Annotated in this window: 23 protein-coding genes; 3 read left to right on the top strand and 20 right to left on the bottom strand. The window is 72.2% G+C overall.

Annotated elements, in window-relative coordinates:
- Positions 1-60 precede the first annotated feature (60 nt).
- The 7 genes from truB to CFK38_RS14345 form a co-directional block, all read right to left on the bottom strand.
- Complete coding sequence (gene truB / locus CFK38_RS14315; RefSeq protein ID WP_096803675.1) at positions 61-1,011, bottom strand: tRNA pseudouridine(55) synthase TruB; 951 nt, start codon at positions 1,009-1,011, stop codon at positions 61-63.
- The gene (gene rbfA, locus CFK38_RS14320) at positions 1,008-1,487 is read right to left on the bottom strand and encodes a 30S ribosome-binding factor RbfA (protein ID WP_096803676.1); all 480 of its coding nucleotides are present in this window, start codon (positions 1,485-1,487) and stop codon (positions 1,008-1,010) included. Before rbfA ends, truB begins: the two co-directional genes overlap by 4 nt.
- Positions 1,484-2,638, bottom strand: coding sequence for a TRM11 family SAM-dependent methyltransferase (locus CFK38_RS14325; protein ID WP_096803677.1), 1,155 nt, complete (start codon positions 2,636-2,638; stop codon positions 1,484-1,486). Before CFK38_RS14325 ends, rbfA begins: the two co-directional genes overlap by 4 nt.
- 63 nt (positions 2,639-2,701) lie before the next feature.
- A complete protein-coding gene (gene infB, locus CFK38_RS14330) occupies positions 2,702-5,542 on the bottom strand; it encodes a translation initiation factor IF-2 (protein WP_096803678.1) in 2,841 nt (946 codons plus the stop codon).
- A gap of 95 nt (positions 5,543-5,637) precedes the next feature.
- Positions 5,638-5,940, bottom strand: a complete 303-nt coding sequence (locus CFK38_RS14335) for a YlxR family protein (protein ID WP_096803679.1) — start codon at positions 5,938-5,940, stop codon at positions 5,638-5,640.
- A 141-nt stretch (positions 5,941-6,081) separates the two neighbouring features.
- The gene (nusA, locus tag CFK38_RS14340; RefSeq protein WP_096803680.1) at positions 6,082-7,068 is read right to left on the bottom strand and encodes a transcription termination factor NusA; all 987 of its coding nucleotides are present in this window, start codon (positions 7,066-7,068) and stop codon (positions 6,082-6,084) included.
- A gap of 1 nt (position 7,069) precedes the next feature.
- Positions 7,070-7,666: a ribosome maturation factor RimP gene (locus tag CFK38_RS14345; protein ID WP_096803681.1), complete on the bottom strand. Its 597-nt coding sequence runs from the start codon at positions 7,664-7,666 to the stop codon at positions 7,070-7,072.
- Positions 7,667-7,793: 127 nt separating this feature from the next.
- On the opposite strand from CFK38_RS14345, the gene CFK38_RS14350 reads away from it, so the two are divergent.
- The gene (locus CFK38_RS14350; RefSeq protein ID WP_245851089.1) at positions 7,794-8,873 is read left to right on the top strand and encodes a DUF4439 domain-containing protein; all 1,080 of its coding nucleotides are present in this window, start codon (positions 7,794-7,796) and stop codon (positions 8,871-8,873) included.
- A 48-nt stretch (positions 8,874-8,921) separates the two neighbouring features.
- Here CFK38_RS14350 and CFK38_RS14355 read toward each other — a convergent pair whose 3' ends face one another.
- The gene (locus tag CFK38_RS14355; RefSeq protein ID WP_096803683.1) at positions 8,922-10,706 is read right to left on the bottom strand and encodes a proline--tRNA ligase; all 1,785 of its coding nucleotides are present in this window, start codon (positions 10,704-10,706) and stop codon (positions 8,922-8,924) included.
- 140 nt (positions 10,707-10,846) lie between these two features.
- On the opposite strand from CFK38_RS14355, the gene CFK38_RS14360 reads away from it, so the two are divergent.
- Entirely contained in the window at positions 10,847-12,280 is a 1,434-nt protein-coding gene (locus CFK38_RS14360) for a glycoside hydrolase family 15 protein (protein WP_177371015.1), read from the top strand.
- A gap of 29 nt (positions 12,281-12,309) precedes the next feature.
- On the opposite strand, the gene CFK38_RS14365 is transcribed toward CFK38_RS14360, so the two are convergent.
- From CFK38_RS14365 to rpsB, 11 genes are all read right to left on the bottom strand, one after another.
- Entirely contained in the window at positions 12,310-13,161 is an 852-nt protein-coding gene (locus CFK38_RS14365) for a GNAT family N-acetyltransferase (protein WP_096803684.1), read from the bottom strand.
- Between the two features lie 6 nt (positions 13,162-13,167).
- Positions 13,168-14,328, bottom strand: a complete 1,161-nt coding sequence (gene ispG, locus CFK38_RS14370; RefSeq protein ID WP_096803685.1) for a flavodoxin-dependent (E)-4-hydroxy-3-methylbut-2-enyl-diphosphate synthase — start codon at positions 14,326-14,328, stop codon at positions 13,168-13,170.
- A 105-nt stretch (positions 14,329-14,433) separates the two neighbouring features.
- Entirely contained in the window at positions 14,434-15,777 is a 1,344-nt protein-coding gene (locus CFK38_RS14375) for a M50 family metallopeptidase (RefSeq protein WP_096803686.1), read from the bottom strand.
- Between the two features lie 3 nt (positions 15,778-15,780).
- The gene (gene dxr, locus CFK38_RS14380; protein WP_096803687.1) at positions 15,781-16,986 is read right to left on the bottom strand and encodes a 1-deoxy-D-xylulose-5-phosphate reductoisomerase; all 1,206 of its coding nucleotides are present in this window, start codon (positions 16,984-16,986) and stop codon (positions 15,781-15,783) included.
- A complete protein-coding gene (locus CFK38_RS14385; protein WP_096803688.1) occupies positions 16,983-17,531 on the bottom strand; it encodes a DivIVA domain-containing protein in 549 nt (182 codons plus the stop codon). The genes dxr and CFK38_RS14385 overlap by 4 nt, the downstream gene beginning before the upstream one ends.
- Before the next feature lie 94 nt (positions 17,532-17,625).
- A complete protein-coding gene (gene rlmN / locus CFK38_RS14390) occupies positions 17,626-18,912 on the bottom strand; it encodes a dual-specificity RNA methyltransferase RlmN (protein ID WP_096803689.1) in 1,287 nt (428 codons plus the stop codon).
- Positions 18,909-19,811, bottom strand: a complete 903-nt coding sequence (locus tag CFK38_RS14395; RefSeq protein WP_096803690.1) for a phosphatidate cytidylyltransferase — start codon at positions 19,809-19,811, stop codon at positions 18,909-18,911. Before CFK38_RS14395 ends, rlmN begins: the two co-directional genes overlap by 4 nt.
- Positions 19,812-19,870: 59 nt before the next feature.
- A complete protein-coding gene (gene frr, locus CFK38_RS14400) occupies positions 19,871-20,437 on the bottom strand; it encodes a ribosome recycling factor (protein ID WP_096803691.1) in 567 nt (188 codons plus the stop codon).
- A 119-nt stretch (positions 20,438-20,556) separates the two neighbouring features.
- Positions 20,557-21,309: a UMP kinase gene (gene pyrH, locus CFK38_RS14405; RefSeq protein ID WP_096803692.1), complete on the bottom strand. Its 753-nt coding sequence runs from the start codon at positions 21,307-21,309 to the stop codon at positions 20,557-20,559.
- 134 nt (positions 21,310-21,443) lie between these two features.
- On the bottom strand, positions 21,444-22,268 hold the full coding sequence (gene tsf, locus CFK38_RS14410; protein WP_096803693.1) for a translation elongation factor Ts: 825 nt from the start codon (positions 22,266-22,268) through the stop codon (positions 21,444-21,446).
- A gap of 99 nt (positions 22,269-22,367) precedes the next feature.
- Positions 22,368-23,330: a 30S ribosomal protein S2 gene (rpsB, locus tag CFK38_RS14415; protein WP_096803694.1), complete on the bottom strand. Its 963-nt coding sequence runs from the start codon at positions 23,328-23,330 to the stop codon at positions 22,368-22,370.
- Between the two features lie 492 nt (positions 23,331-23,822).
- On the opposite strand from rpsB, the gene CFK38_RS14420 reads away from it, so the two are divergent.
- Entirely contained in the window at positions 23,823-24,461 is a 639-nt protein-coding gene (locus CFK38_RS14420) for a murein hydrolase activator EnvC family protein (RefSeq protein ID WP_245851091.1), read from the top strand.
- A gap of 25 nt (positions 24,462-24,486) precedes the next feature.
- Here CFK38_RS14420 and CFK38_RS14425 read toward each other — a convergent pair whose 3' ends face one another.
- Positions 24,487-25,542: a tyrosine recombinase XerC gene (locus CFK38_RS14425; protein ID WP_096803696.1), complete on the bottom strand. Its 1,056-nt coding sequence runs from the start codon at positions 25,540-25,542 to the stop codon at positions 24,487-24,489.
- Positions 25,543-25,574 lie beyond the last annotated feature (32 nt).

Consider the following 25,574-nt stretch of genomic DNA (forward strand, 5'->3'; position numbering starts at 1 on the left):
AGCAGCGGCGCCTCGGCAGGACCCCGGCGGCGAGCCTCGGCGGGATCACGGGGCGGTGCCTCAGCAGCGCGCGTCGACCGGGACCACCAGCAGGGGCCGCCAGGAGGAGCCGTCCTGCTGCAGGATCGCGATCAGGTGTCCGGCGGCGTCGAGAGCGGCGACCGGGCGGTCCCGCGCTTCGAGCTCGTGACGTCCGTGCGGTGCAGGGGCGGGTGCCACGACCGCGTCGGACCGGATCCGGCGTCCGGTGCCGAGCGCCTCGGCCTGCCCCTCATCGACGGGCAGCGTGGGCAGCACCCGGGCGGCGATGGTGCCCAGGCCGTGCAGCGGCAGCTCGACGTCGTCCCCTTCGCCGCGCGCCGGGACGTGCAGCGCATCCTCGACGGTGAACGGCCCCACCGCCGTGCGCCGCAGCGCTGTGAGGTGGCCGCCCACGCCGTGCGCGGCGCCGAGATCACGTGCCAGGGCGCGCACATAGGTGCCCGAGGTGCAGTCGATCACGGCGTCCAGGTCGAGGAACGGGCCGTCGACGGACCGTCCCGTCACCGTGAAGCGGGAGATCCGCACCGGGCGGGCGGCGAGCTCGACGTCCTCCCCGGCCCGAGCCCGTGCATAGGCGCGCTTGCCGTCGATCTTGATGGCGCTGACGGTGGAGGGCACCTGTTCGATGTCGCCGCGCAGGGCGCTCAGCGACTGCTCGATCCGGTCCTCGGACAGGACGCCGGCGTCGGCCACGTCGCCCAGCGGCTCCCCCTCGCGATCATCCGTGGTGGTGGCCCGGCCCAGCCGGATCGTCGCCCGGTAGGTCTTGTCCAGTCCCACCAGGTAGGTGAGCAGGCGCGTGCCCTGTCCGATGCCGAGCATCAGCAGCCCCGTCGCCATCGGGTCGAGGGTCCCCGCATGACCGACCTTCTTCGTGCCCAGCAGCCACCGGACCCGCGCGACCACGTCGTGGCTGGTGCGCTCCGGGGCCTTGTCGACCAGGAGGATGCCGTGCGGGGCTGTGCTCACGCCTGCTCGCGGCCGAGGTCGTCGTCGGAGGGCACCGATCCGTCCTCCGGCTCCTCCTCACGCGGCTTGCGGTACGGGTCCGCCTCCCCGGCATAGGTGGCACCGGCCTTGGCCTGGTCGAGCTCGGCGTCGCGCCCACGGGCCTCGGTGAGCAGGTCCTCGATGACGCGGGCGTTCTCGGGCACCGCATCGGCGATGAACTCGAGGGTCGGGGTCAGGCGCACGCCGGTCTGGCGGCCCACCTCGCGACGGAGCATGCCGGTGGCGCTGACCAGCGCTGCACCGGTCTCCTCCCGCTCCTCGTCGGTGCCGAAGACGGTGTAGAAGAGGGTGGCGTGCTGGAGGTCGCCGCTGACGCGCACATCGGTGATGGTCACGAACCCGAGGCGCGGGTCCTTGACGCGGTTGTCGAGCATGGTCGCGACGATGACCTTGATGCGGTCGGCGAGCTTGAGGGCGCGGGGGTTGTCGTTCATGAGATCTCGTTCTCCTGATCGGCGGCGAGAGCGGAGAGCTGCTCGACGCGGGGGTGGTTCGTGGGGACCGCGAGCAGGATGTCGCGGTCGATGGACTGGTCGACCCGGTGGCGGAAGGCGCCGTCGGTGCTGAGCACCCGCAGCCCGGACTCGGCGAGCACCGCGGAGGCCTGGTCGTGATCGAGGGTGCGGCGGTTCACGGCGAGGGCGATCCCGGCCCCGTCCCGCAGCAGTCGGCGCCACCCCGGGGCCGCGGCGCGCAGCACCTCCAGGGGGGAGCGCCGCCATGCCCCATCGGCGCGGGAGCCGTGCTGGACACCGTAGGGCAGATCGGCGACCAGGGCATCCACCGAGGCGGCCGGCAGCAGCTGTCCCAACCGGGCGGTGTCGCAGCCGAGCACGGTGAGGCGCTGGCCGCCGCCGGCGCGCAGGGTCTGCTTGTCCGGAGCGAGCTCCGCCTCGAACCGGGTTCCCAGCTGTTCGCCGTGCACGGTGAGCCGGGTGCTGTCCAGCGTGTGCTTGAGGCGGTGGTCCCGCAGCCAGGTGCCCAGGAACGCGCGATAGGCCTCGACGTCCTTGCGATCGATCTCGGCGCCGACGGGGCTCAGACCCAGGCGCAGGGCACGGTTGAGGGTGGTGCCGCGACCGCAGAGCGGGTCGAGCAGCGACAGGGTGCCGTCGAACAGCCCGGCACGTCGGGTCGACAGGGCCGCGGCGAGGTTGATCAGCAGGGCGGTGAACTGCTCGTTGGTCTTGCCGGGATAGCGCAGGATCGTCTCCAGATCCGCGGGATGGTGCAGGAGGCCGGGCAGATCACGGGGGCGCAGCAGCGGCGCGGTCGGCACCGCGGAGCCCGCGGCCGCCTCCTCGATCACGTCCAGCACGCCGAGCGTGGCGGACAGCGATGCCAGCAGCCGGACCGTGGTGGCAGCGGAGGCGCTGTCGGCCGCCGTGGCGCGGGTGGAGGAGTCCTCCTCGGTGCGCACCTCGAGAGCGTCCATGCCGCTGACCATGCGCTCGCGCACGACGGGTGCGGCTCCCTGGTGGGCGCCGAGCACCCAGTGCGCCTCCGCGAGCGCAAGAGCACCCGCGGCCTGCGCGTAGACGCGGTTGGCCGAGGGTGCTCGCAGGGCGAGGGACACCTGGGTCATCGTGGTCTCCTCCCCCGCCGGGTGGCGTCCGGGCGTCCCGCAGGACGCCCGGACGCTCCAGGATCAGATGCGGGGCTTCTCCTGCATCTCGTAGGTGGTGATGTGGTCCTCGAGCTGGAGATCGTTGTACGAGCCCAGGTTGATACCGCACTCGTACCCGTCGCGGACCTCGGTGACATCATCCTTGAACCGGCGCAGGCCGGCCACCTCGATGTTCTCGGCGACCACCACACCGTTGCGGGTGATGCGCGCCTTCGCACCGCGCTTGATGATGCCGCTGCGCACGATCGAACCGGCGATGTTGCCGAACTTGGAGGAGCGGAAGATCTCGCGGATCTCCGCCGAACCGAGCTCGACCTCCTCGTACTCCGGCTTGAGCATGCCCTTGAGGGCGGACTCGACCTCGTCGATGGCGTTGTAGATGACCGAGTAGTACTTGATCTCCACGCCTTCACGATCGGCGTAGTCCGCGTTCAGACCCTCCGCGCGGACGTTGTAGCCGATGATGACCGCGTTCGAGGCGACCGCGAGGTTGATGTTGTTCATCGTGATCGCACCGACGCCGCGGTCGATGATGCGCAGATCCACGCCCTCGCCGACCTCGATGCCCAGCAGCGACTCCTCGAGAGCCTCCACCGCACCGGCGGCGTCGCCCTTGAGGATGAGGTTGAGGGTCTCGACCTTGCCGTCGGCCATGTGCTGGTTGATGTCCTCGAGGCTGATCCGCTTGCGGACCTTCGAGAGCGACGCGGCGCGCTTGGCGGCCTCGCGCTTCTCGGCGATCTGACGGGCGGTGCGCTCGTCCTGGGCGACCAGGAAGGAGTCACCGGCGCCGGGCACCGAGGTCAGACCGAGCACCTGGACCGGACGGGACGGGCCCGCCTCGGTGACGGTGTCGCCGTTCTCGTCGAGCATCGCGCGGACACGGCCGTGGCCGCTGCCGCAGACGATCGCATCGCCGACCCGCAGGGTGCCCTGCTGGACCAGCACGGTGGCGACCGGGCCGCGACCCTTGTCGAGGTTCGCCTCGATGGACACGCCGCGCGCGTCCTTGTCCGGGTTCGCAGTGAGCTCGAGAGCGGCATCCGCGGTGAGCAGCACAGCCTCCAGCAGCGCCTCGATGTTGAGGTTCTCGCGAGCGGAGACGTCCACGAACATCGTGTCGCCGCCGTACTCCTCGGCGATCAGGTTGTACTCGGTCAGCTGCTGCCGGATCTTCTCCGGGTTGGCGTCGGGCTTGTCGACCTTGTTGACCGCGACCACGATCGGGACGTGCGCCGCCTGGGCGTGGTTGAGCGCCTCGATCGTCTGCGGCATCACGCCGTCGTCGGCGGCGACCACCAGGATCGCGATGTCGGTGACGTCCGCACCGCGGGCACGCATGGCGGTGAACGCCTCGTGGCCCGGGGTGTCGATGAAGGTCAGTGCACGGTCCTGCTCCTCGTGCTCGACCTCCACCTGGTACGCACCGATGTGCTGGGTGATGCCGCCGGCCTCGCCGGCGCCCACCTTCGCCTTGCGGATCGTGTCCAGCAGGCGGGTCTTGCCGTGGTCGACATGGCCCATGACGGTGACGACGGGCGGGCGCGGCAGGCGGTCCGCGTCGTCCTCCTCGGCGAGCTCGGCGTCGAGATCGATGTCGAACTGCTCCAGCAGCTCGCGCTCCTCGTCCTCCGGGGAGACGATCTCGATCTTGTAGCCCAGCTCCTCGCCCAGCAGGCCGAAGGTGACCTCGTCGAGCGACTGGGTCGCGGTGGCCATCTCGCCCATCGCGAACATCACCGTGATCAGCGACGCGGGGTTGACATCGATGCGGTCGGCGAAGTCCGACAGTGACGCGCCGCGGCGCAGACGAACGGTCTGGCCGTTGCCGCGCGGGATCGAGACGCCACCCGGTGCGGGAGCCTGCTGCTGCTCGAATTCCTGACGCTTCGCGCGCTTCGACTTGCGCGAACGGGCCGGCTTGCCGCCGCGGCCGAAGGCACCCTGGGTGCTGCCGCGACCGCCACGGCCGCGAGGACCGCCGCCACCGCCGCCGGGACGGCTGGGACCTCCCGGGCCACCGGGGCCGGGACGGCCGCCGCGACCGCGACCGCCGCCGCCCTGGTTGGCCTCGGTGAGACCACCGCTGGAGTGCTGACGCATGATGCCGGGGGTCGGCATCCCGGGACGACCGCCGGCCGGACGCGGGGCGCCCTCACGAGGCGGACGGCCCGAGGCCTGGTCGCCGGCGGCAGGACGGGGACGCTGGCCCGGACGGGGCATGCCCTGAGCGCTGGCGAAGGGGTTGTTCCCGGGACGGGGAGCTCCTTCACCGCGCGGCGGGCGACCGCCGCCCTGGCCCGGCTTGCGGGAACCGGGGCGGGGCATGCCCTGCGAGCTGGCGAAGGGGTTGTTGCCGGGACGGGCGCTGCCGGGACGGGGCGAGGGGCGCTCACCCCCGGGCTTCGGCGCGGGGACCGGCTTCTCGGCGCCCGGCTTCGGCGCGGGGGCCGGCTTCTCGGCACCGGGCTTCGGCGCCGGGGCCGGCCTCTCGGCGCCCGGTGTCGGTGCCGGAGCGGACTTCTCCGCCTTCTCCGCGGTCGGGGCGGGGGCGGCGGGCTCCTGGGGGGCGGACTCGGCCGGCTGCTTCGCGGCAGGCTTCATCCCCGGCTTGGGAGCGGACGCGCCACCGGGTTGGGGAGCGCCGGGGGTCTTGGAGGGCGCACCGGTGCCGCTCTTCGCTGCGGGAGCATCGGCACCGCTCTTGGCGGGGAGCTCCTCACGCAGTCGGCGGGCGACGGGCGCTTCGATGGTCGAAGAGGCGGAGCGAACGAATTCGCCCATGTCCTGCAGCTTCTGCAGCACTGCCTTGCTCGGGTGTCCGAGCTCCTTGGCGAGCTCGTGGACGCGGACCTTAGCCACATTTCTCCTGTCTCGGTCCGGCCGACAAGAGGGCTCGGACCACTAATTCCTGAAGGTGCTCATTGGTGAGTACTCATCGGATGTCCATGGTTCTTCTACCTGTTCCACGTTCGGGTGAAATCGGGGTTCTCGAGCGACTGGGCGAGGAGCCCGGTGTCGACCGGCCCCCGGAACGACCGGGGGAAACCGCCTCGCCGGAGGGCGAGCTCGAGACATGACGCGGCGGGATGGAGCCACGATCCGCGGCCGGGGGCCGACCCCGAGGGGTCGACGCGGACTCGCGGAGCGGCACCGCCGGGAGCAGGCTCCCGGACCAGACGCACCAGGTCGTCGCGCGGGGCCACCTGGTGGCAGCCGACGCACGTGCGCTCGGGACGATGGGAGGAGCGGGTGACCATTCCTCCACCTCCGTTCCGTGCGCTTCCGCTCGGACAGCCGGCACGATCGATCGACGATGCGTGCCGTCACCCGGCGAACAGCCTCCCCAGTGTAGCGGACCATCCACGCACCTCCAGCAGCGGGGAGGCGTGGGACACACCTCAGTCGGCGGGTGCCGGCTCCGGTGCGCTGTCGGACCGGATGTCGATCTTCCAGCCGGTCAGCTTGGCGGCGAGCCGGGCGTTCTGCCCGTCCTTGCCGATCGCGAGGGAGAGCTGCGTCTCGGGCACCACGGCGCGTGCCGAGCGGCCGACCTCGTCGAGCACCGTCACGCTGGTCACCCGCGACGGCGAGAGGGCATTGGTGATGTAGGTGGCGGGGTCCTCGTCGAAGTCGACGATGTCGATCTTCTCGCCGCCCAGCTCGTTCATCACCGCACGCACCCGGGCCCCCATCGGGCCGATGCAGGAGCCCTTGGCGTTGACACCGGACACGGTCGCCCGCACGGACATCTTGGTGCGGTGGCCGGCCTCCCGGGCGAGGCCCGCGATCTCGACCGTGCCGTCGGCGACCTCGGGGACCTCGAGGTCGAACAGGCGGCGCACCAGGTTCGGGTGCGAGCGCGACAGCGTGATCTGCGGGCCCTTCGGGCCGCGCCGCGCCTCGGTGACGTAGGCCCGCAGCCGACGGCCGTGCGAGTAGTCCTCGCCCGGCACCCGCTCGTGCGGGGGCAGCACGGCCTCGACCTCGCCGAGGTCGACCAGCACCATCCGCGGGTCACGGCCCTGCTGGATGATGCCGGAGACGATCTGATCGGCCCTGTCGGCGTACTCCCCGAGCACCGCCTCGTCCTCCAGGTCGCGGATGCGCTGGAAGATCACCTGGCGGGCGGTCGAGGCGGCGACGCGTCCGAAGTTCTCGGGGGTGTCGTCCCACTCCTCCAGCACGATGCCCTCGCCGTCGCGCTCGCGGGCGATCACGGCGACCTCCCCGGTGCTGTCGTCGATGAGCACCTCGGAGTCCCGCACCGGGTGGTCGGTGTGGAGGTAGGCGGCGTGCAGCGCCGAGCGGATCGCGTCCAGCAGCACGGGCAGGCTGATCTCGCGCTCACGTTCGAGGGCCCGCAGGGCACCCATATCGATGTCCATCTCAGCTCTCCTTCTGTGCGGCCGGGTGGTCCGCAGCGGTGGTCTCGGCATCAGCGAGCAGCTGCGCGAGGTCGGCGGGCGGGTCGAACTCGACCTCGACCCGGGCGGTGGTGACCTCGGCGATCGGGATCACCGGGCGTTCGGGGGTGCCCTGGGGCAGCTTCAGCGGGCGGCCGCGGTCATCGCGACCGGGCTCCTGACGCAGGTGCAGGTCCTCGCCGTGCACGGCGAGCAGCCGGGCCCGGTAGCGGGTGCCGTCGACGGTGTCCAGTGCCAGCAGGCGGCCGCGGGAACGGCGGAAGTGACGCCGCTCCGTCAGTGCGCGATCCACGCCCGGGGTGGTGACCTCGAGCAGCACCGGGGCGCTGCCCAGCACGGCGTCGTCGGCGTCCACCGCCTCGGAGAGCGCCCGCGAGGCATCGGCGACGGCATCGAGATCCGCGCTGCCCAGCTGGTCCTCGGGGAGATCCACGACGAGGCGCACCTGCGGCATCCCGCTGCTGCGGCGGATCTCGACGTCCTCGAGCACGAGCCCGTGGGCGTCCAGCACCCGGGTCGCCGTCTCCCGCAGGATGGTCTGGTCGTCGAGTGCGCTCATGGCCCGCACGCCTCCTGCTGCTATGGGTGTCTGTGGTGCCCGGGACGTCCCCCGGGGCGATGGCACCAGGATAGTGGCCGCGGCCGGTCCGTGCCTCCACCCGGGTCGCCGATGCGAGAATCATCCCGTGTCCCGTCCTGCTGTCCCGCCCCGCGCCGCCCCCGCTCCCTCCCGCCGCATCCTGCTGCGGGCCGCGGGCGTCGCGGTGCTGCTGCCGCTGGCGGGCTGCGGGCGGATCGCGCTGGGCGGGCCGGAGGAGTACACGCCTCCCCCGCCGGGGATCGATGATCTCTACCGTCATGATCTGCTGGAGCTGCTGGAGCGCACGATCGTCGGCACCGCACGGGTGGCCGACCACGGCGATGCCGACGGCGACCCGCTGCTGTCCTCGACCGTGGCCGCGCTCTCCGCCGCCCTGCCGGTGCAGCGCACCGCACTGCTCACCGGCGCGGAGGCGGAGGACGAGCGCGAGGCCGGCGAGGACCCCGCTCCGGGGCAGACCTCGCCCCCGCCGCCCGAGGAGGCGCCGACCGATCTGCCCGGGCTGGTCGACGCCCTCGTCCGGCTGCGCGATCTCGCTGCGTCAGCGGCTCGCCAGGTCTCCGGATCGTTGGCACGGCCGGTGGTCGCGATCGCTGCCCACACCGCGTGGGCGGTGCGGCGACTGCGCGGCGGCGCGGGCAGCGGCGGGGTCGCCCCCGCCCCCACGGCGGAGGAGCTGGTGCCGACCCGGGAGGTGCCCGCGACCGATCCGCCGTCGATCGGGGCGGAGTCCGACTACCACAGCACGATCGAGCGGGCCCAGCTGGAGGAGTGGTACGCCGGTTTCCTCCACGAGGTGCTCGCCGCCCGCTCCGAGGACGCGGCGCGGCAGCAGCATCTCGACCTCACCGCGCTCCACCGGGAGCGTGCTGCGAAGCTGGGCCGGATCGCGGAGGAGGACGGCGCCCCGGTCGTGACCCGCCAGGCGGTCTATGCGATACCCGGGGGGACCCTCGATGAGCAGTCCGCCGCGGAGCTGCCGACCCTGCTGGCCCAGGGGCTGTTGGTCGACCACATCGCACTGGTCGGGGCCGCTCCGTTCGAGCGGCGCCCGTTGTCGATCGCCGCGGCCCTCCAGGAGGCGGAGCTGCTGGCCCTGCTGGTGGACCGGCTGGACCCGCTGCCGAGCCTCGAGGTCGAGCCGCCCCCGCCCGTCGAGGAGTGACGGGCGGGAGCCGAAGGGCGGCCGCGCGCCCCGCCGGGCGGGGCCGGCTCAGGCGCTGCGGACCTCTGCGACCACCGCGTCCACGATCTCCTGCGGGCTGATCTCGCGGATCTCGCCGCTGGCACGGTCCCGCAGCTCCACCGTGCCCTCGGCGAGGCTCCTGCCCACGACCACCGAGGTGGGCACGCCCAGCAGCTCGGAGTCCTTGAACTTCACGCCCGGGGAGACCTTGGGCCGGTCGTCGTAGAGCACGTCGAGGCCGCGCGCCTCGAGCTCGCCGGCGATCCGCTCGGCCTCGTCGAAGATCTCCTGGCCCTTGCCGGTGGCGACGATGTGCACATCGGCGGGAGCGAGCTGACGGGGCCAGGCCAGACCCTTCTCGTCATGGTAGAGCTCGGCGACCGCGGCCACGGCACGGGTGACGCCGATGCCGTACGAGCCCATGGTCACCACGGCCGTCTTGCCGTTCTCGTCGAGCACCTTGAGGTCCAGCGCCTCGGCGTACTTGCGGCCGAGCTGGAAGATGTGCCCCATCTCCATCCCCCGGGTCAGGCGCAGCGGGCCGGAGCCGTCGGGCGCGGGATCGCCGTCGCGCACCTCTGCGGCCTCGATGGTGCCGTCGGCCGTGAAGTCCCGGCCGAAGACGAGGTCGTAGACGTGCTGGTCCTGCTCCCCGGCGCCGGCGACCCAGGAGGTGCCGGGCACGACGCGCGGGTCGACCAGGTAGCGGATCCCCGACTCGGACTCCAGCCCGAGCCCCTCGGGGCCGATGTAGCCCTTCTTCAGCACCGGGTGCTTCTCGAAGTCCGCCTCGCTGAAGGGCGTCGCGAGCGCCGGCGCCACAGCGGCCTCGAGCCGCTTCGGATCAATCTCGCGGTCTCCGGGCACCGCGATCACCAGCGGCTCCGCGGAGCCGTCCGGGGAGGTCAGCAGGTAGACGAGGTGCTTGAGCATCTCAAAGCGGGTCCACTCCCCCGTCTCGGTGATCGGGCCCTTCCCCGGGAAGGCCCGGTTCGAGAACTCGGCGAGCTTCGCGATGGTCGACGCGCCGGGGGTGTCCTCGATGTGCATCGCCGGCAGCGCGGCGATCTCTGCGTCGTCCAGCGCAGCCGGGGCCATCGTGGTGACCGCCTCGACGTTCGCGGCGTAGCCGCCGTCGGAGACCACGAAGGTGTCCTCCCCCACGGTGGTGGGGTGCAGGAACTCCTCGGAGCGGGAGCCGCCCATGGCGCCGGCGTCGGCCTGACAGATCACCGTGGGAAGTCCGAGCCGCTCGAAGGTGCGCTGGTAGGCGCCGCGCTGCTTCTCGTAGGAGACGTCCAGTCCCTCGTCGCTCACGTCGAAGGAGTAGGCGTCCTTCATGATGAACTCGCGGGTGCGCAGCAGCCCGGCCCGGGGGCGCGCCTCGTCGCGGTACTTCGACTGGACCTGGTACAGCATCGTGGGCAGATCCTTGTAGGAGGAGAACAGGTCCTTCACCGTGAGGGTGAACATCTCCTCGTGGGTGGGGGCGAGCAGGTAGTCGTCCTGCTTGCGGTCCTGCAGCCGGAACAGGTTCGGACCGTAGTCCTCCCAGCGGCCGCTGATCTCGTAGGGCTCCCGCGGCTGCAGCGCCGAGAACAGCACCTCCTGACCGCCGATCGCGTCCTGCTCCTCGCGCACGATCTGCTCGACCTTGCGCAGCACCTTCAGCCCCAGCGGCAGCCAGGTGTACACCCCGGCGGCGCTGCGACGGATGTAGCCCGCACGCACCAGCAGCCTGTGGCTGGCGACCTCGGCGTCGGCCGGGTCCTCCCGCAGGGTGCGGACGAAGGACGAGGACAGACGGATCATGGGGCAGGCCTTTCACACGGGGTGGTTCGGGGCGGGGCCACCGGGGCGCGCGCGGCCCCATCGTACTGGGCGCGGCGGTCGAGCCGTACTGGTGGTGGCCCGGCCGGCGCCGGCACCCGGCGTCTCGGTACCCTTGATGGATGCACCGGCGAGGACAGTGGGTCCCGAGAGCTCCGGGGCCCGGGACCAGCACCACGGGCGCGGAGAGCACCGATCCGCCGCCCGCGGCGTCCCGACGGCAGCTGCTGCGCGGCGCCGGGGCCGCCGCCGTGCTCGGCGCGATCGCGGCGGGGTCCCTCGGCGCCCGGCACCTGGCGCGGTCCCCGGTCGATCCGCGCACCGTGATCCCGCTGTGGTCCGAGACCGTCGCCTACGCCGCCGACGGCACCCGCAGGCTCGTCGGCGGGCGCGCGGACCCGCTCGAGCTGATCCCCGGCACCCGGATCGCCGCGGACCTGCCGGAGTCCTCCCCGGTGCGGCGGCGCGCCGCCGGTTTCGACGAGGGCACCGCCGCCTGGCGGGACCGTCTCGCGGTCGCCCGCCCGCAGGAGCCGCTGCTGCACGAGCTCGCCGCCTCCGCGCTGCAGGACCTCTGGATCCTCGGCGACGCCCTGCCCGCTCCCGTCGCGGGGTGGAGCCCGTCCTGGCGGTATCTCTGGCCGCGCGATGCCGCCTTCTGCGCCGTGGCCCTGGCCCGGGCGGGGCTGCTCGAGCGGGCGCTGGAGGTGCTGGCCCATCTGCAGTCCCTGCAGGCGGCCGACGGCTGGTTCGAGGCCCGGTACGACCCTGCCACGGGTCGGGCGCCGGACGGCAGGGCCCGGCAGTTCGACGGCATCGGTCTGCTGCTGTGGGCGGCGGCCGAGGTCGCCGATGCGGCCGACGGCACCGAGTCCGCTGCGGAGGCGGGGCCGGCCTCGACGCTGGGCCGGGACGACGTCCTGGAGCGGCTGGGCCCGCTGCTCACCCTGTCCGTGGGCACCCTGCGCACGGCGACGCGGGACGGCACCGGGATGCCGCCGGTCACTCCGGACTACTGGGAGGTGCGCGAGAGCTCGGTCACGCTGTGGACCATGGCCGCGACCCTGGCGGGGCTGCGCGCCGGGGCACGACTCACGGACGATCCGGAGGCGGAGCGTGCGGCCGGGACCTTCGCGCTGCTGCTCGAGGGCACCTTCGGGCGCAGCGGATACCAGCGCTACCGCGCAGGCGGAGGCGCCGACTCCGCACGGGCCCTGCTGGATGCGACCGGCAGCCACGACCTGGTTCCGCGCGCGCAGCTGCTGGCGCTGCGCCAGGAGCTGGCCCGTCCCGGCGGCGGGATCGCTCCCGGCGCCGGCTGGCGCGCGGACGGGGTGAGCTGGACGCCCTCGACCAGTCTGCTGGGCCTCGGCCTGGCCCGGACCGGGGAGCACGAGGCGGCCGCGGCGACCCTCCGCTGGCTCGCCGAGCACCGCACCGAGCGCGGTTCGCTGCCGGAGAAGGTGCTCTTCGACGGGCGCCCCGCGGAGGTGGCGCCGCTGGCCTGGACCGCGGCGAACACGGTGCTGGCGCTCGATGAGCTCCTCCGCGACTGACCGTCCTGGACCCAGCGGCGGCCCGTCGCTCAGAACAGGATCGTGGACAGCTCGCCGACCTGGCGGAAGCCGGAGGCGGCATAGGCACGCCGAGCCGGCTCGTTGAAGTCGTTGACGTAGAGCGAGACCTGCGGAGCGTGATCGCGGCGCACCAGGTGCACCAGCTCCGCCATGCCTGCCCGGCCCAGCCCCCGGCCCCGCTGGTCCGGGCGCACCCAGACCCCGTGGATCTGGGCGACGGCGCCGAACAGAGCACCGACATCGGCCTTGAACAGCACCTCGCCGTCCTCGATGACGACATAGGTGCGGCCCCGACGGATCAGGTCGGCGATGCGTGCCCGGTAGGCGCGGCCGCCGTCCCCGGCCGCCGGGTCCACCCCCACCTCCTCGCGGAACATCGCGACGGCGGCGGGGAACACCGCGGCCTCCTCCCCCGGCACGGCGGCGCGCAGACCGACCGGGGTGAGACGCGGGACGGCGGCCGGGTCCTCGGCCAGCAGCAGCGGCTGGCTCCAGCGGTGCTCCCGCACCTCGGCGCCCCAGACCTCCGCCAGCGAGCTCCAGAGGATCTCGACCGCGCGACGGTCGCCGACCACCGAGCTGGAGCGGCGCGGCCGGGACGCCTGGTGCCGCCCGAAGTCCGACAGCGCCCGGTCGGTGGCGGACATCGGCGCGAGGTTCACCCCGTGCCACAGCAGTCCCTCGGGGCTCTGCTCCTCCCCGGCCACGGAGAACTCCTGGGACAGGGAGGCGGAGCGGCCGAGCTCGCGCAGGCGCGCGCCGGGCAGGGCGTTGGTGACCGGATCGGTCAGCGCGAGGGCGAGCGCGGCCTCATGGCCGCCGGAGCGGACCGCTCGGACCCGCCCGCCGCGCCGGAACATCTCCGATCAGCTCACGGAGACGGACGGGGCGCCGGAGGCGGGCGCGTCCTCGCCCATCTCTGCCGCGATCCGGTTCGCCTCGGCCAGCAGCGTCGGCACGATGTCGGCCTCGGGGACGGTCTTGATGACCTGTCCCTTGACGAAGATCTGGCCCTTGCCGTTGCCGGAGGCGACGCCGAGATCGGCCTCTCGGGCCTCGCCCGGACCGTTGACGACACAGCCCATCACGGCCACTCGCAGCGGCACCTCGAGGTGCTTGAGCCCTTCGGTGACCTCGTCGGCGAGCGTGTAGACATCCACCTGGGCGCGGCCGCAGGAGGGGCAGGAGACGATGTCGAGCTTGCGGGGCTTGAGGTTCAGCGACTGCAGGATCTGGTTGCCGACCTTGACCTCCTCGACCGGCGGCGCGGAGAGCGAGACCCGGATGGTGTCGCCGATGCCCTCGCCCAGCAGGATGCCGAAGGCGACGGAGGACTTGATGGTGCCCTGGAAGGCGGGGCCGGCCTCGGTGACGCCGAGGTGCAGCGGCCAGTCACCGGCCTCGGAGAGCTGGCGGTACGCCTCGACCATGATGATCGGGTCGTTGTGCTTCACGGAGATGCCGAACTCGTGGAAGCCGTGCTCCTCGAACAGGGACGCCTCCCATCTGGCGGAGGCCACGAGCGCCTCGGGGGTGACGCGGTCGCCGGTCATCATGCGCTGGTCGATGCTGCCGGCGTTCACGCCGATGCGCAGGGCGGTGCCGTGGTCGTTCGCGGCCTTGGCGATGTCCCTGACCTGATCGTCGAAGCGACGGATGTTGCCGGGGTTCACGCGCACCCCGGCGCAGCCGGCCTCGATCGCGGCGAAGACGTACTTGGGCTGGAATTGGATGTCGGCGATCACCGGGATCGGGGACTTGGCGGCGATCGCGACCAGCGCGTCGGCGTCCTCCTGGCGCGGGCAGGCCACGCGCACGATGTCACAGCCCGCAGCGGTCAGCTCCGCGATCTGCTGCAGGGTCGCGTTGATGTCGTGCGTGGGGGTGGTGGTCATCGACTGCACCGTGATCGGGGCGTCGCCGCCCACGTGGAGGTTGCCGAGCTTGACCTTTCGGGTCTTCCGCCGGGGGGCGAGCACCGGCGGCGGCTGCTTGACGGACGGGATACCCAGGCTCACAGAAGTCACCTCCTCATTATGGACGTCCGAGGCAGGGGTTGCGAGGCGAGGTGAGACACCTCCACCGCACCTGCACGACGCCGGTGGCGCGCGTCACCGGGATGCGGACGGCCGTCAGGGGAAGAACGTGATGGGCTCGACGATGTCCGCATACAGCAGCAGCACCGTCATCAGGATGAACACGAGAGCGACCGCGTTGGTGACCGGCAGCATGCGGGACATGTCCACCGGGCCGGGGTCGGGCCTGCCCCGCAGCCGGGCGAGCAACCGGCGAGCCCCTTCGTACAGCGCTCCGGCGACGTGCCCGCCGTCCAGCGGCAGCAGCGGCACCAGGTTGAACACGAACAGCGCCATGTTCAGCGAGGCGAGCATCGAGATCATCGTGCCCACCTTCTCGCGCAGCTCGAAGCCGGGCTGCTCGGCGGCGGCGACCTCACCGGCCAGGCGCGAGACCCCCACCACGCCGAGCGGGCCGTTGGGATCGCGTTCGGCGGTGCCGAAGGCGGCCTGCCCCACCTCCCACAGCCGCACCGGGAGGGTGAGCACCAGCTCCCCGGTCCGGGTGAAGGCCGACCATGCCATCTCCGGCACGATCGCGGGGGACTGCGGCACCAGATCCGGGGTCCCGGAGACGCCGAGGAAGCCGACCTGTTCGGTGACCAGGTTCCCCTCGGCGTCGCGCACCGCCGCGCCGTCCTCGTCGAGCACCGGGCGGTCATCGATCACCATCGTGGCCTCGAGCGGGATCAGCTCGCCGTCGCGCTCGACGACGATCTCGACGGTGCGCTCCTGGGAGGCGCGCACCGAGGTGGTGACGTCCTGCCAGCTGTGGATCTCCTGGCCGTCGATCTCCGTCAGCGTGTCGCCGGGGCGGATGCCCGCCGCGAGGGCGGGGGCGGGCTCGCGCCCCTCGCAGCTGACGTCCGCCGGGGCATCGGCGGGGACCACGCACTCGGAGACCGTCTGCACGGTCGGAGTCACGGCCGGCAGACCGATGCCGCTGACCAGCACCACCATCAGCAGCACGGAGATGAGCAGGTTCATCAGCGGGCCGCCGAGCATCACCACCAGCTTCTTCGGCACCGCCAGGGCGACGAAGGTGCGGTGGGCGTCCCCGGGACCGTACAGGGAGGATTCGTACTGCTTCGCCTCCTCCGACAGCTCCGTGATCTGCTGCAGCAGGCCCGTGGAGTCCTCACGGATGGTGCCCGGGGGCTCCCCCTTGTGCGGCGGATACATGCCGATCATCCGGATGAAGCCACCCAGCGGGATCGCCTTGATGCCGTACTCGGTCTCCCCGCGGGTGCGGGACAGGACGGTGGGACCGAAGCCGACCATGTACTGGGTGACCCGTACGCCGAACAGCTTCGCGGGCACCAGGTGGCCCACCTCGTGCAGGGCGATCGAGACGGCGAGTCCCACCGCGATCACCAGGATGCCGAGCAAGAACAGCCGCATGCCTCAGCGCTCCGCGGACGTGATCAGCTGCCGGGCGCTCCGGCGTGCCCACGCCTCGACGTCCAGCAGCGGCTGGACCCCGTCGGCCGGGAGGGCACGGGGCCGCTCCGGATGCTCGAGCACGGCACGGATCAGCGCGGTGATCCCCAGGAAGCCGAGGTCACCGTCGAAGAAGGCCTCCACGGCCTCCTCGTTGGCGGCGTTGTAGACAGCCATCGCCCCGCCGCCTTCGCGGTGGGCGGCACGGGCGAGCGCGATCGCATCGAAGGTGTCCTCGTCGACCGGTTCGAAGGTCCAGGACTGGGCGGCGGAGAAATCCAGCGCCGCAGCCAGCCCGGGGAGCTTCTCGGGGTGGGCCAGCGCCCAGCCGATGGCGTGGCGCATGTCCGGTGGGCTCGCCTGCGCGATGGTGGAGCCGTCCACGAGGGTGACCATCGAGTGCACGATCGACTGGGGGTGCACGACCACCTGCACGCGCTCCTCGGGAAGACCGAACTGGAAGCAGGCCTCGATCACCTCGAGCGCCTTGTTGACCAGGGTGGCGGAGTTGGTGGTGATCACCCGGCCCATGGACCAGGTGGGGTGGGCCAGGGCCTGCTCCGGGGTGACGGCGGCCAGCTGCTCGCGGCTGCGTCCGCGGAAGGGTCCGCCGGAGGCGGTGACCACCAGATGATCGATCTGGTCGTGGCGCACGCCGACCAGCGCCTGTGCGATCGCGGTGTGCTCGGAGTCCACCGGCAGGATCTGTCCCGGTGCGGCGGCGTCCGTGACCAGGTCCCCGCCGACCACCAGGGATTCCTTGTTGGCCAGGGCGAGCCGGGCGCCGGAGGCGAGGCCGGCGAGGGTGGGCAGCAGGCCGACGGAACCGGTGATGGCGTTCAGCACCACGTCCCCGTCGCCGAGGGAGCCGGCGAGGTCGACCACGGCCTCCGCACCCGCATCGAACCTCGGGGGGCTGAGTCCCTCCGCGCGGCAGCTGCGCCGCACGGCCGCCTCGACCTCCTCGGCCCGTGCGGGGTCGGAGACCACCACGCGCTCGGGACGATGGGCGAGGACCTGCTCGGCGACGAGTGCGGGGCGCGACCCGCCGACGGCGAGACCGTGCAGCCGGGCGACCTCGGGGAACCGGGCCAGGACGTCCAGCGCCTGGGTGCCGATGGATCCGGTGGCGCCCAGCAGGGCGAGCCGACGCTCGCGGGGGCCGATCACGGCACGGAGGCCATCACGTCCGCGACATGATCGAGGTAGACGTCGACCACGGCCTCGCGGTAGCCGTCCGGGCCGCGGCGACGGCCGAAGGCCGCCCGGCGCACATCATCGACGCTCATCGGGTGGCCGTCGGTGAAGTAGGCGACGAGCTGGTCGCACAGACCGTCGACGTCGGCCTTGTCGTAGGCGGGCTCGCCCTGTGCGGCCGGGGCGAAGCGATCCCCGGCGGGACGCTCCAGCCGCTCCTTGAGCACCTCGGCGCGCTCGGTGAGCTTCGCGACCCAGAGCTCCTCGCCGTGCTCGGCGACGGAGTCGTCCCGGGCCTGGAGGGCGAAGGCGTCGGAGAGCCGGTCCAGCGCTTCGTCGACGACGCGCATGTCGTATCCGCCCCGCTCCGTGCCGAAGCTGGCCGCCGTGATGTCACCGCCGGTGAACGAGGGGTCGCGCCCCTCGTAGGCGGTGCGGGCGCGGGAGAGGAACTCGTCGACCTCGCGCATGTCATATCCGACGCTGAAGCGCGAGACACGCTCGAACGATGTGCTCACCAGTGGGTCCTTCCTCGGTGCTGTCGGGGTCCCACTGTAGCGGCGTGGGCGGGGTGGTGCGGGGAGGCGTGCGGGGCCGGGGGCCGCGTCGGGCTCAGTCGGTGGCCCCGGCGATGGCCTCGACGCGGGCGACCCGCGCCTCGCGGTCCTCCCGGTGGGTGTCGGTCTCGATGACCTCCGCGGCGAGCTGGCCGCAGGCGCCGTCGATGTCGGAGCCGCGGGTGTCGCGGATGGTGGCGGAGATCCCGTTGTCCCGCAGCGTCTGGACGAAGATCTTCTCCACGCGGGGGTCCGAGGCGGTCCACTTCGATCCCTTGACCGGGTTCAGCGGGATGGGGTTGACGTGGATCCAGTGGGCACCGCCCTTGGCGATCAGCCGGTCCGCGAGCAGCTGGGCCCGGTGCTGCTGGTCGTTGATGTCGCGGATCAGCGCGTACTCGATGCTGACCCTGCGCCCGGTGGTCTCGAAGTACTCCCAGGCCGCATCGAGGATCTCGTCGATGTCGAAGCGGGTGTTGATCGGCACCAGCTCGTTGCGCAGCGCGTCGTCGGGCGCGTGCAGCGAGACCGCGAGGGTCAGGGGGATCTTCTCCGCGGTGAGCTTGCGGACCGCCGGGGCCAGACCCACCGTGGAGACGGTGATGTGCCGCGCCCCCATCCCGAAGCCCTCCGGGGCCGGCGCGTTCAGGCGCCGGCACACGGTCGCCACGGGGCGATAGTTCGCCAGCGGCTCCCCCATCCCCATGAAGACGATGTTGTTGACCCTGCCGGTCCCGCCGGGCAGCTCGCCACGGGCGAGCATCCGGTTGGCGATGCGCACCTGCTCGAGGATCTCCGCGGCCGAGAGGTTGCGGGTCAGGCCCATCTGACCGGTGGCGCAGAAGGGGCAGTTCATGCCGCAGCCGGCCTCGGAGGAGATGCACAGGGTGTTGCGGTCGCTGTAGCGCATCAGCACCGACTCGACCATGGGGCCGTCGAACAGCTGCCAGAGGAACTTCTGGGTCGCGCCGTGGTCGGCGGACTGCCGGGAGACCTGCGTCAGCAGCGGGGGGAAGAACCTCTCGACCAGCTCGTCCCGGCGCTCCTTGGGCAGGTCCGTGAGGTCGCCCGGGTCGGTGGTGAAGTGCTCGAAGTAGTGCACCGAGAGCTGCTTCGCACGGAATCCCGGCAGTCCCATCTCCTCGACCGCGGCCTTCCGCTCGGCGAGGGTGAGGTCGGCCAGGTGCACCGGCGGCTTGCCCCGGCGGGAGGGACGCATCTGGAGCTGGCCCGGGGCCAGGGCGACCTTCTGCCCGGGCACCGCTTCCCGGGAGAGGTCAGGGGTGGGGGGCAGCGCGACCGGGGTGGCGGGGCGGTCGGTCGGATCCTCGGGGGTGTTCATGGCAGCAGTACCTCCAGCATGATGTAAGTGGTGGGGGCGGCGAGCAGGATGGAATCGATCCGGTCCAGCACTCCCCCGTGGCCGGGCAGCAGGTGCCCCATGTCCTTGATGCCGAGATCGCGCTTGAGCAGGGACTGGGCGAGGTCGCCGCCGGTGGAGACGAGCACCAGCACCACCCCGATCGCGGCTCCTGCCCACCAGGGCAGGTCCAGGGCGAAGATGCCGACCGCGGTGACCCCGGCGGTGCCCAGGAGCAGGGAGCCGGCGAATCCCTCCCAGCTCTTCTTCGGGCTGATCCGGGGCGCCATCGGATGCCTCCCCAGCAGCACCCCGGCGACGTAGCCGCCGATGTCGTTGCCGACCGGTCCGAGGATGGCCAGCAGCACCAGCATCTGGCCCTGCTCCCTCGCGAACAGCAGCAGCAGGAAGCAGCCCAGGAACGGGATCCAGGCCAGCGCGAACACTCCCCCGGCCACATCACGCAGCGCGCTGAGGCCCATGGACTCGCTGACGCGCCACAGGATGAGCACGCAGACGGCGGCGGCGGTCGCCACCAGCAGCCCCTCGGCGCCGAACACGACGGTGGAGACCACCATCCCGATCACGCCGACCAGCAGCGGGATCTGCGGCAGTCGCAGGCCGCCCTCCGCCAGCGCCCGCGTCACCTCCAGCACCGCGATCACCATCGCGATCGCGGCGAGCACCGCGAAGGCCTGCGGCACCACGAACACCGCCACGACCAGCAGGGCGGCCAGACCCGCGCCGACCGCGATCGCGGCCGGCAGGTTCCGGCCGGCACCGCGGCGCTTGGCGTGCTCGGGCTCGTTCCCGGGCGCGTCGACGGCCGCCTCGAGCGGGCTCGAGGCGGTCGGGACGGTGAGCGCCGGGTCGGTGCTCACGCCGACGGCCCGCCGGATCGTGGTCTGCGGTGCAGGGTTCTGCGCTCCTGTGGTGCGACTCAGACGGTCTCGAGCTCGGTCTCCTTGAGGCCGAGCGACTCGTCGATCTGCTCGATGTACTTCTTGGTCAGCGCCTCGAGCTCCTTCTCCGCGCGGATGCCCTCGTCCTCGCCGATCTCCTTGTCCTTGACCAGCTTCTCGATCGCCTTCTTCGCATTGCCGCGGGAACCGCGCACGGAGACGCGCCCGTCCTCCGCCTTGGTGCGCGCGAGCTTGACGTAGTCCTTGCGACGCTCCTCGGTCAGCGCGGGCAGCACCACGCGCAGGGTGTCACCGTTGTTCGTGGGGTTCACGCCCAGGTCCGAATCCCGCAGCGCGGTCTCGACGCCGGACATGGCGGACTTGTCATAGGGCGTGACGATGACGGTGCGCGCCTCGGGGAACTGCAGGGAGGCCAGCTGGTTCAGCGGTGTCGGAGCGCCGTAGTACTCGACGGTGATGCCCTGGAACATCGCGGCATTCGCGCGGCCGGTGCGGATCGCGGTGAAGTCGTCCTTGGTGACCTCCACGGACTTCGTCATCTTGGACTCCGCGTCCTTCAGGATGCTCGGGGTGTCGTCGCTCACGGGATGCTCCTCGGTTCTCGGTAGGTGTTCGTGATCCATTGTCCCGCCCCGTCAAGGGCGGCAGGCGGATTCGGGGGTGCTGTGCGGTGCCGGCAGGACGGTGACCCGCCCCGCCGGGGTCACTTGGTGACCACGGTGCCGATGCGGTCGCCGCGCATGGCGCGCGTGATGTTGCCGGGGGCGTCGAGACCGAAGACCATCATCTGCTGGGCGTTGTCCATGCACAGGCTGAAGGCGGTGGAGTCGACGACCTTCAGGCCGCGCTGGAGGGCGTCGTTGTAGGTGACGTGGTCGAGCTTCTCCGCGTCGGGGTTGGCGCGCGGGTCGGAGTCGTAGACGCCGTCGACGCCGTTCTTGGCCATCAGCACCTCTTCGCAGCCGATCTCCAGCGCGCGCTGGACGGCGACGGTGTCGGTGGAGAAGTAGGGCATGCCGGCACCGGCGCCGAAGATGACCACGCGGCCCTTCTCGAGGTGGCGCACGGCGCGCAGCGGGATGTAGGGCTCGGCGACCTGTCCCATCTCGATGGCGGTCTGCACGCGGGTGGAGACACCGCGCTGCTCGAGGAAGTCCTGCAGGGCGAGGCAGTTCATGACGGTGCCGAGCATGCCCATGTAGTCGGCGCGGCGGCGGTCCATCCCGCGCTGGGAGAGCTCCGCCCCGCGGAAGAAGTTGCCACCGCCGACGACGACGGCGCACTCGACACCGAGCGCCACGCCCTCGGCGATCTCCCCGGCGATCCGGGCGACGACATCGGGGTCGATGCCGACGGCGCCCCCTCCGAAGGCCTCGCCCGAGAGCTTCAGAAGAACGCGACGTCCATCCTCTGGCTGGGGGAGAACAGGAATCGGTGACGTGAACGTCTGGGTCATGTCGGTCCTTCCGCGCTGGGTTCCCGGCGATGATACCGGTGCGGCCCCGCACCTATGGTGCGGGGCCGCAGAGCGGTGGCGACGCTCACGCATCGCCGGTGGGGTGAGGATCGGATGATCCCCGCCCCGGCGTCTCAGCTGCCGACGCGGAAGCGGAGGTAACCGGTGACGGTGCCGCCGACCTCCTCGATGACCTGGCCGACGGACTTCTTGGAGTCCTTGGCGAACGCCTGGTCCAGGAGGCAGTTCTCCTTGAAGAAGCCGTTCAGGCGACCCTCGATGATCTTCGGCATCGCCTTCTCGGGCTTGCCCTCGTTCTTCGCGGTGTCCTCGGCGATGCGGCGCTCCTCGGCGACGGTCTCCGCCGGGACGTCCTCGCGCGAGAGGTAGGTCGGGGTGAACGCGGCGATGTGCATCGCGATGTCGCGCGCCACCTCGGCGCCGGCCTCGTCGGTGGCGACCAGCACGCCGACCTGCGGGGGCAGGTCCTTGTTGGTGCGGTGCATGTACTCGGTGACGACCTCGCCGGAGACGCGGCCGATGCGGCGCACCAGGATCTTCTCGCCCATGGTGGCGCCCGCGTTGGTGAGCGCCTCGCCGAACGGGGTGGCGGCCAGGTCCTCGGGCTCACCCGCACCGGACTCGACGGCCGCGGCCACGGCCTCGTCGCCCAGGGCGACGAACTTGTCGTTCTTGGCCACGAAGTCGGTCTCGGAGTTGAGCTCGACCAGGGTGCCGGTCCGGCCGCCCTCGCTGTCGCGGATATCGACGGCGATGAGGCCCTCGGAGGCGGTGCGGCCCTCGCGCTTGGCGATGCCCTTGAGGCCCTTGACGCGGATCAGCTCCACGGCCTTGGCCTTGTCGCCGTTCGCGTCGTCGAGCGCCTTCTTGACGTCGAGCATGCCCGCGCCCGTGGACTCGCGGATCTCCTTGATGTCTGCTGCCGTGTAGTTGGCCATGTTCCTCTTCCTTGTGGGAGCTGCGGGAGGGGGAGGGAGGCGGGGTGCGCCTCCCGGAGAGGGGCCCGGGAACGGTGATGCCGTTCCCGGGCCGGTGAGTCACTCGGCGGCCGGAGCCTCGGAGGACTTCTCCTCGGCAGCTGCCTCGGCGGCGGCATCCGCTGCGGGAGCGTTGTCGGCCGCCTGGGCCGGGGCCGCGGCGGAGATGCCGGCCGGCTCCTCGGCGGTCTCGGCGGCTTCCGCGGCGACGGACTGCTCGGCGGGAGCGCCCTGCTGCTGGACCTCGGACTGCTTGAGCAGCTCCTGCTCCCACTCGGCCAGCGGCTCGACCTCGACGGCGGAGACGTTCTTCTCGCCGCCGGTGGACTTGGCGTGACGCTCCTGCAGACCAGCGGCCACGGCATCAGCGATGACGCGGGTCAGCAGCGTGACGGAGCGGATCGCGTCGTCGTTGCCCGGGATCGGGTAGGTGATCTCGTCGGGATCGCAGTTGGTGTCCAGGATCGCGACGACGGGAATGTTGAGCTTCTGGGCCTCGTCGACGGCCAGGTGCTCCTTGTTGGTGTCCACGATCCAGACGGCCGAGGGCGCCTTGCCCATGTCGCGGATGCCGCCCAGGGTCCGCTCGAGCTTGTCCTTCTCGCGGCGCATCATCAGCAGCTCCTTCTTGGTGCGGCCGGAGGAGGCCACATCCTCGAAGTCGATCTGCTCGAGCTCCTTGAGGCGGTTCACGCGCTGGGAGACGGTCTGCAGGTTGGTGAGCATGCCGCCCAGCCAACGCTGGTTCACGTAGGGCATGCCCACGCGGGTGGCCTGCTCCTGGACGGACTCCTGCGCCTGCTTCTTGGTGCCGACGAACAGGATGGTGCCGCCGTGAGCGACGGTCTGCTTGACGAAGTCGTACGCCTTGTCGATGTACGTCAGGGTCTGCATCAGGTCGACGATGTAGATGCCGTTGCGCTCGGTGAAGATGAAGCGACGGACCTTCGGGTTCCAACGACGGGTCTGGTGTCCGAAGTGGACGCCGCTCTCCAGGAGCTGGCGCATGGTGACGACTGCCATGATGGTGTCCTCTGTTCTCCGGCCCTGGGCTCACACGGCGCGCCCGTGGGCGTCCGCGGTCATCGCGCAGGACCTGCATTCTCGGTTGCTCCCCCGCCACCGGTCGGTGCGGGGCCTGGTGCCCGGGTCGCCGACCGCCCCGAGAGATCCCGCGCCTGAGGTGCGGGAACGGTCGGGGACCGATGGTCGACGGGCCCTGGTGGGCACGCGAAGTCATCCGGACGGACCGGATGCTGGAAAGAGTCTATCCGACGCAGCGGCCCTGCCGGGCGCGGCGTGCGTCACCCTCCGGAGCGCCGGCAGGGCCGGCAGGGTTGTGTCGGGGGCGACGGCTCCTCCCCACCCCCGGTGGGTCCACCGTCCGGGGCCCGCGTCGTGCAGGGTCGCGGGCACTGTCGGAGGATGCGGGGCATGCCGCCCTCGCCCGCTCTCGCTCTGCCATCGCTCCCCCTCCCCCGGCCTCCCTCCCCCGGCACCGGGCGGAGGGCACGCGTGCTGCGGGCGGCGGCGCTGCTACTGGTGCTGGCCGTGATGGTCGCGCTGCCCGGGTCCGCCAAGGCCGACGGTCCGCGCTGGCGGTGGCCGCTGCCGCCCCCTCATACCGTGATCTCCCCGTTCCAGGCACCCGAGCACCGCTATGGTCCCGGCCATCGCGGGATCGACATCGCCGTCCCGGCCGAGGGTGCGGAGGTGCGCGCGGTGGCGGCGGGCACGGTGCGGTTCAGCGGGGTGGTCGCGGGGCGCGGGGTCGTCTCGGTGACGCACGCCGATGGCCTGATCTCGACCTACGAGCCGGTGCACGGCGTCCTGGAGGAGGGCGCCTCCGTGGAGGCGGGCGAGGTGCTCGGCACCCTGGCCGATGCCTCCGGGTCCTCGCACTGCCCGGGCAGCACGTGCCTGCATCTCGGGGCGCGCCGGGGCACGGGATATCTGGACCCGCTGCTGCTGCTGGGGGCGCACGGCCCGAGCGTCCTGCTGCCCTGGGATGAGCCGTCCACCGGGCCGGGACCTGCGGCAGCTGCCGGATCGGTGCCGCCGCCGGCCGGTGATCCCCTGTCGACGGCGGCCGCCCGGGCGATGGACTCGGCTCTCGCCGCGGCGGTGCCGCCGACGTCCCTGCCGCTGCGGTGAGGGCCGGCCCGCGCCGGCACGGGTCTCAGGCGCGCGGATGGGCCTGGTCGACGGTGCGGCGCAGGCGTTCCGCGCTGACGTGCGTGTAGATCTGCGTGGTCGCCAGGGAGGAGTGGCCGAGGAAGTCCTGGACGCTGCGCAGGTCCGCTCCGCCTTCCACGAGATGGGTGGCGGCGCTGTGGCGCAGGGTGTGCGGGGAGATGTGGCGGGTGATCCCGGCCTCGTGCGCATGGCGATCCACCAGGGTGCGCACGGCCCGATCACCGAGGCGCCCCCCGCGCACCCCGAGGAACAGCGCCTCGCCGGCCCGTGCCGCATCCGAGGAGCTCTCCCGCAGCACCGGGCGGCCCTCGGCCTCCCACCGCTGCACGGCCTCGAGGGCGGGGATGCCGACGGGGACGATCCGCTCCTTGTCGCCCTTGCCGCGGACCCGGACGGTGTGCCCGCCGCGATCGATCCCCGAACGGTCCAGGGCGACCAGTTCGGAGACTCGCAGGCCCGAGGAATAGAGGAGTTCGAGCACGGCGGCGTCCCGCAGCAGCACCGCCCGTTCGAGAGGGCTCTGCGACGTGTCAGGAGGCTGCGGCTCGCTCGATCCCGGTGGCGCCGGCGCCTCCTCGGCGCCGGGCTCGGGGCCTCGGGGCCGGGCGCGGTCCGGTGCGGAGGCCGGGGAGGGCGTCGTCGCCCCGATCCCGTCGAGCAGCGCGCCGGTCTGGTCACCGGTGAGCACGGTGGGCAGGTGGCGGCCGCGGCGCGGTGCCCGGAGCCGACCGCCGACGTCGTGCGGGATCTGCCCGGTGGCGGCGAGCCAGCTGGTGAAGGTGCGCGCCACGGCGGCGGAGCGGGCCAGCGTGCTCGCACCGGCCCCGGACTCGGCGCGCACGGCCAGCCAGGACCGCAGCGCGGTCACATCCAGCTCGCCCACGGCGATGCGCTCGACGTCGCGAAGGTGCTCGAGCAGCCCCGCGGCCTCCCGCCGGTACGCGCGCACGGTGTGCTCCGAGCGGCCACGCTCCAGGCGCAGGTGCTCGGCGAAGTCGTCGACGACGGTCCCGTCGTCGTGCTCCCGCTGCGTGCTCATGGCTCCAGTGTCGCGCATCGGCGGTCGTGGAC

The organism is Brachybacterium vulturis (genome assembly GCF_002407185.1).
In the GTDB taxonomy this organism is placed as follows: Bacteria; Actinomycetota; Actinomycetes; order Actinomycetales; family Dermabacteraceae; genus Brachybacterium; species Brachybacterium vulturis.

What these genes read in the sequence shown, in the direction of transcription:
- rlmN (WP_096803689.1), bottom strand. Translation starts at nt 18,912, where the DNA reads ATGAACACCCCCGAGGATCCGACCGACCGCCCCGCCACCCCGGTCGCG.
- rpsB (WP_096803694.1), bottom strand. Translation starts at nt 23,330, where the DNA reads ATGGCAGTCGTCACCATGCGCCAGCTCCTGGAGAGCGGCGTCCACTTC.
- CFK38_RS14360 (WP_177371015.1), top strand. Translation starts at nt 10,847, where the DNA reads ATGCACCGGCGAGGACAGTGGGTCCCGAGAGCTCCGGGGCCCGGGACC.
- nusA (WP_096803680.1), bottom strand. Translation starts at nt 7,068, where the DNA reads ATGGACATCGATATGGGTGCCCTGCGGGCCCTCGAACGTGAGCGCGAG.
- CFK38_RS14355 (WP_096803683.1), bottom strand. Translation starts at nt 10,706, where the DNA reads ATGATCCGTCTGTCCTCGTCCTTCGTCCGCACCCTGCGGGAGGACCCG.
- CFK38_RS14375 (WP_096803686.1), bottom strand. Translation starts at nt 15,777, where the DNA reads ATGCGGCTGTTCTTGCTCGGCATCCTGGTGATCGCGGTGGGACTCGCC.
- CFK38_RS14325 (WP_096803677.1), bottom strand. Translation starts at nt 2,638, where the DNA reads ATGACCCAGGTGTCCCTCGCCCTGCGAGCACCCTCGGCCAACCGCGTC.
- CFK38_RS14345 (WP_096803681.1), bottom strand. Translation starts at nt 7,666, where the DNA reads ATGAGCGCACTCGACGACCAGACCATCCTGCGGGAGACGGCGACCCGG.
- CFK38_RS14335 (WP_096803679.1), bottom strand. Translation starts at nt 5,940, where the DNA reads ATGGTCACCCGCTCCTCCCATCGTCCCGAGCGCACGTGCGTCGGCTGC.
- CFK38_RS14365 (WP_096803684.1), bottom strand. Translation starts at nt 13,161, where the DNA reads ATGTTCCGGCGCGGCGGGCGGGTCCGAGCGGTCCGCTCCGGCGGCCAT.
- pyrH (WP_096803692.1), bottom strand. Translation starts at nt 21,309, where the DNA reads ATGACCCAGACGTTCACGTCACCGATTCCTGTTCTCCCCCAGCCAGAG.
- CFK38_RS14425 (WP_096803696.1), bottom strand. Translation starts at nt 25,542, where the DNA reads ATGAGCACGCAGCGGGAGCACGACGACGGGACCGTCGTCGACGACTTC.
- rbfA (WP_096803676.1), bottom strand. Translation starts at nt 1,487, where the DNA reads ATGAACGACAACCCCCGCGCCCTCAAGCTCGCCGACCGCATCAAGGTC.
- tsf (WP_096803693.1), bottom strand. Translation starts at nt 22,268, where the DNA reads ATGGCCAACTACACGGCAGCAGACATCAAGGAGATCCGCGAGTCCACG.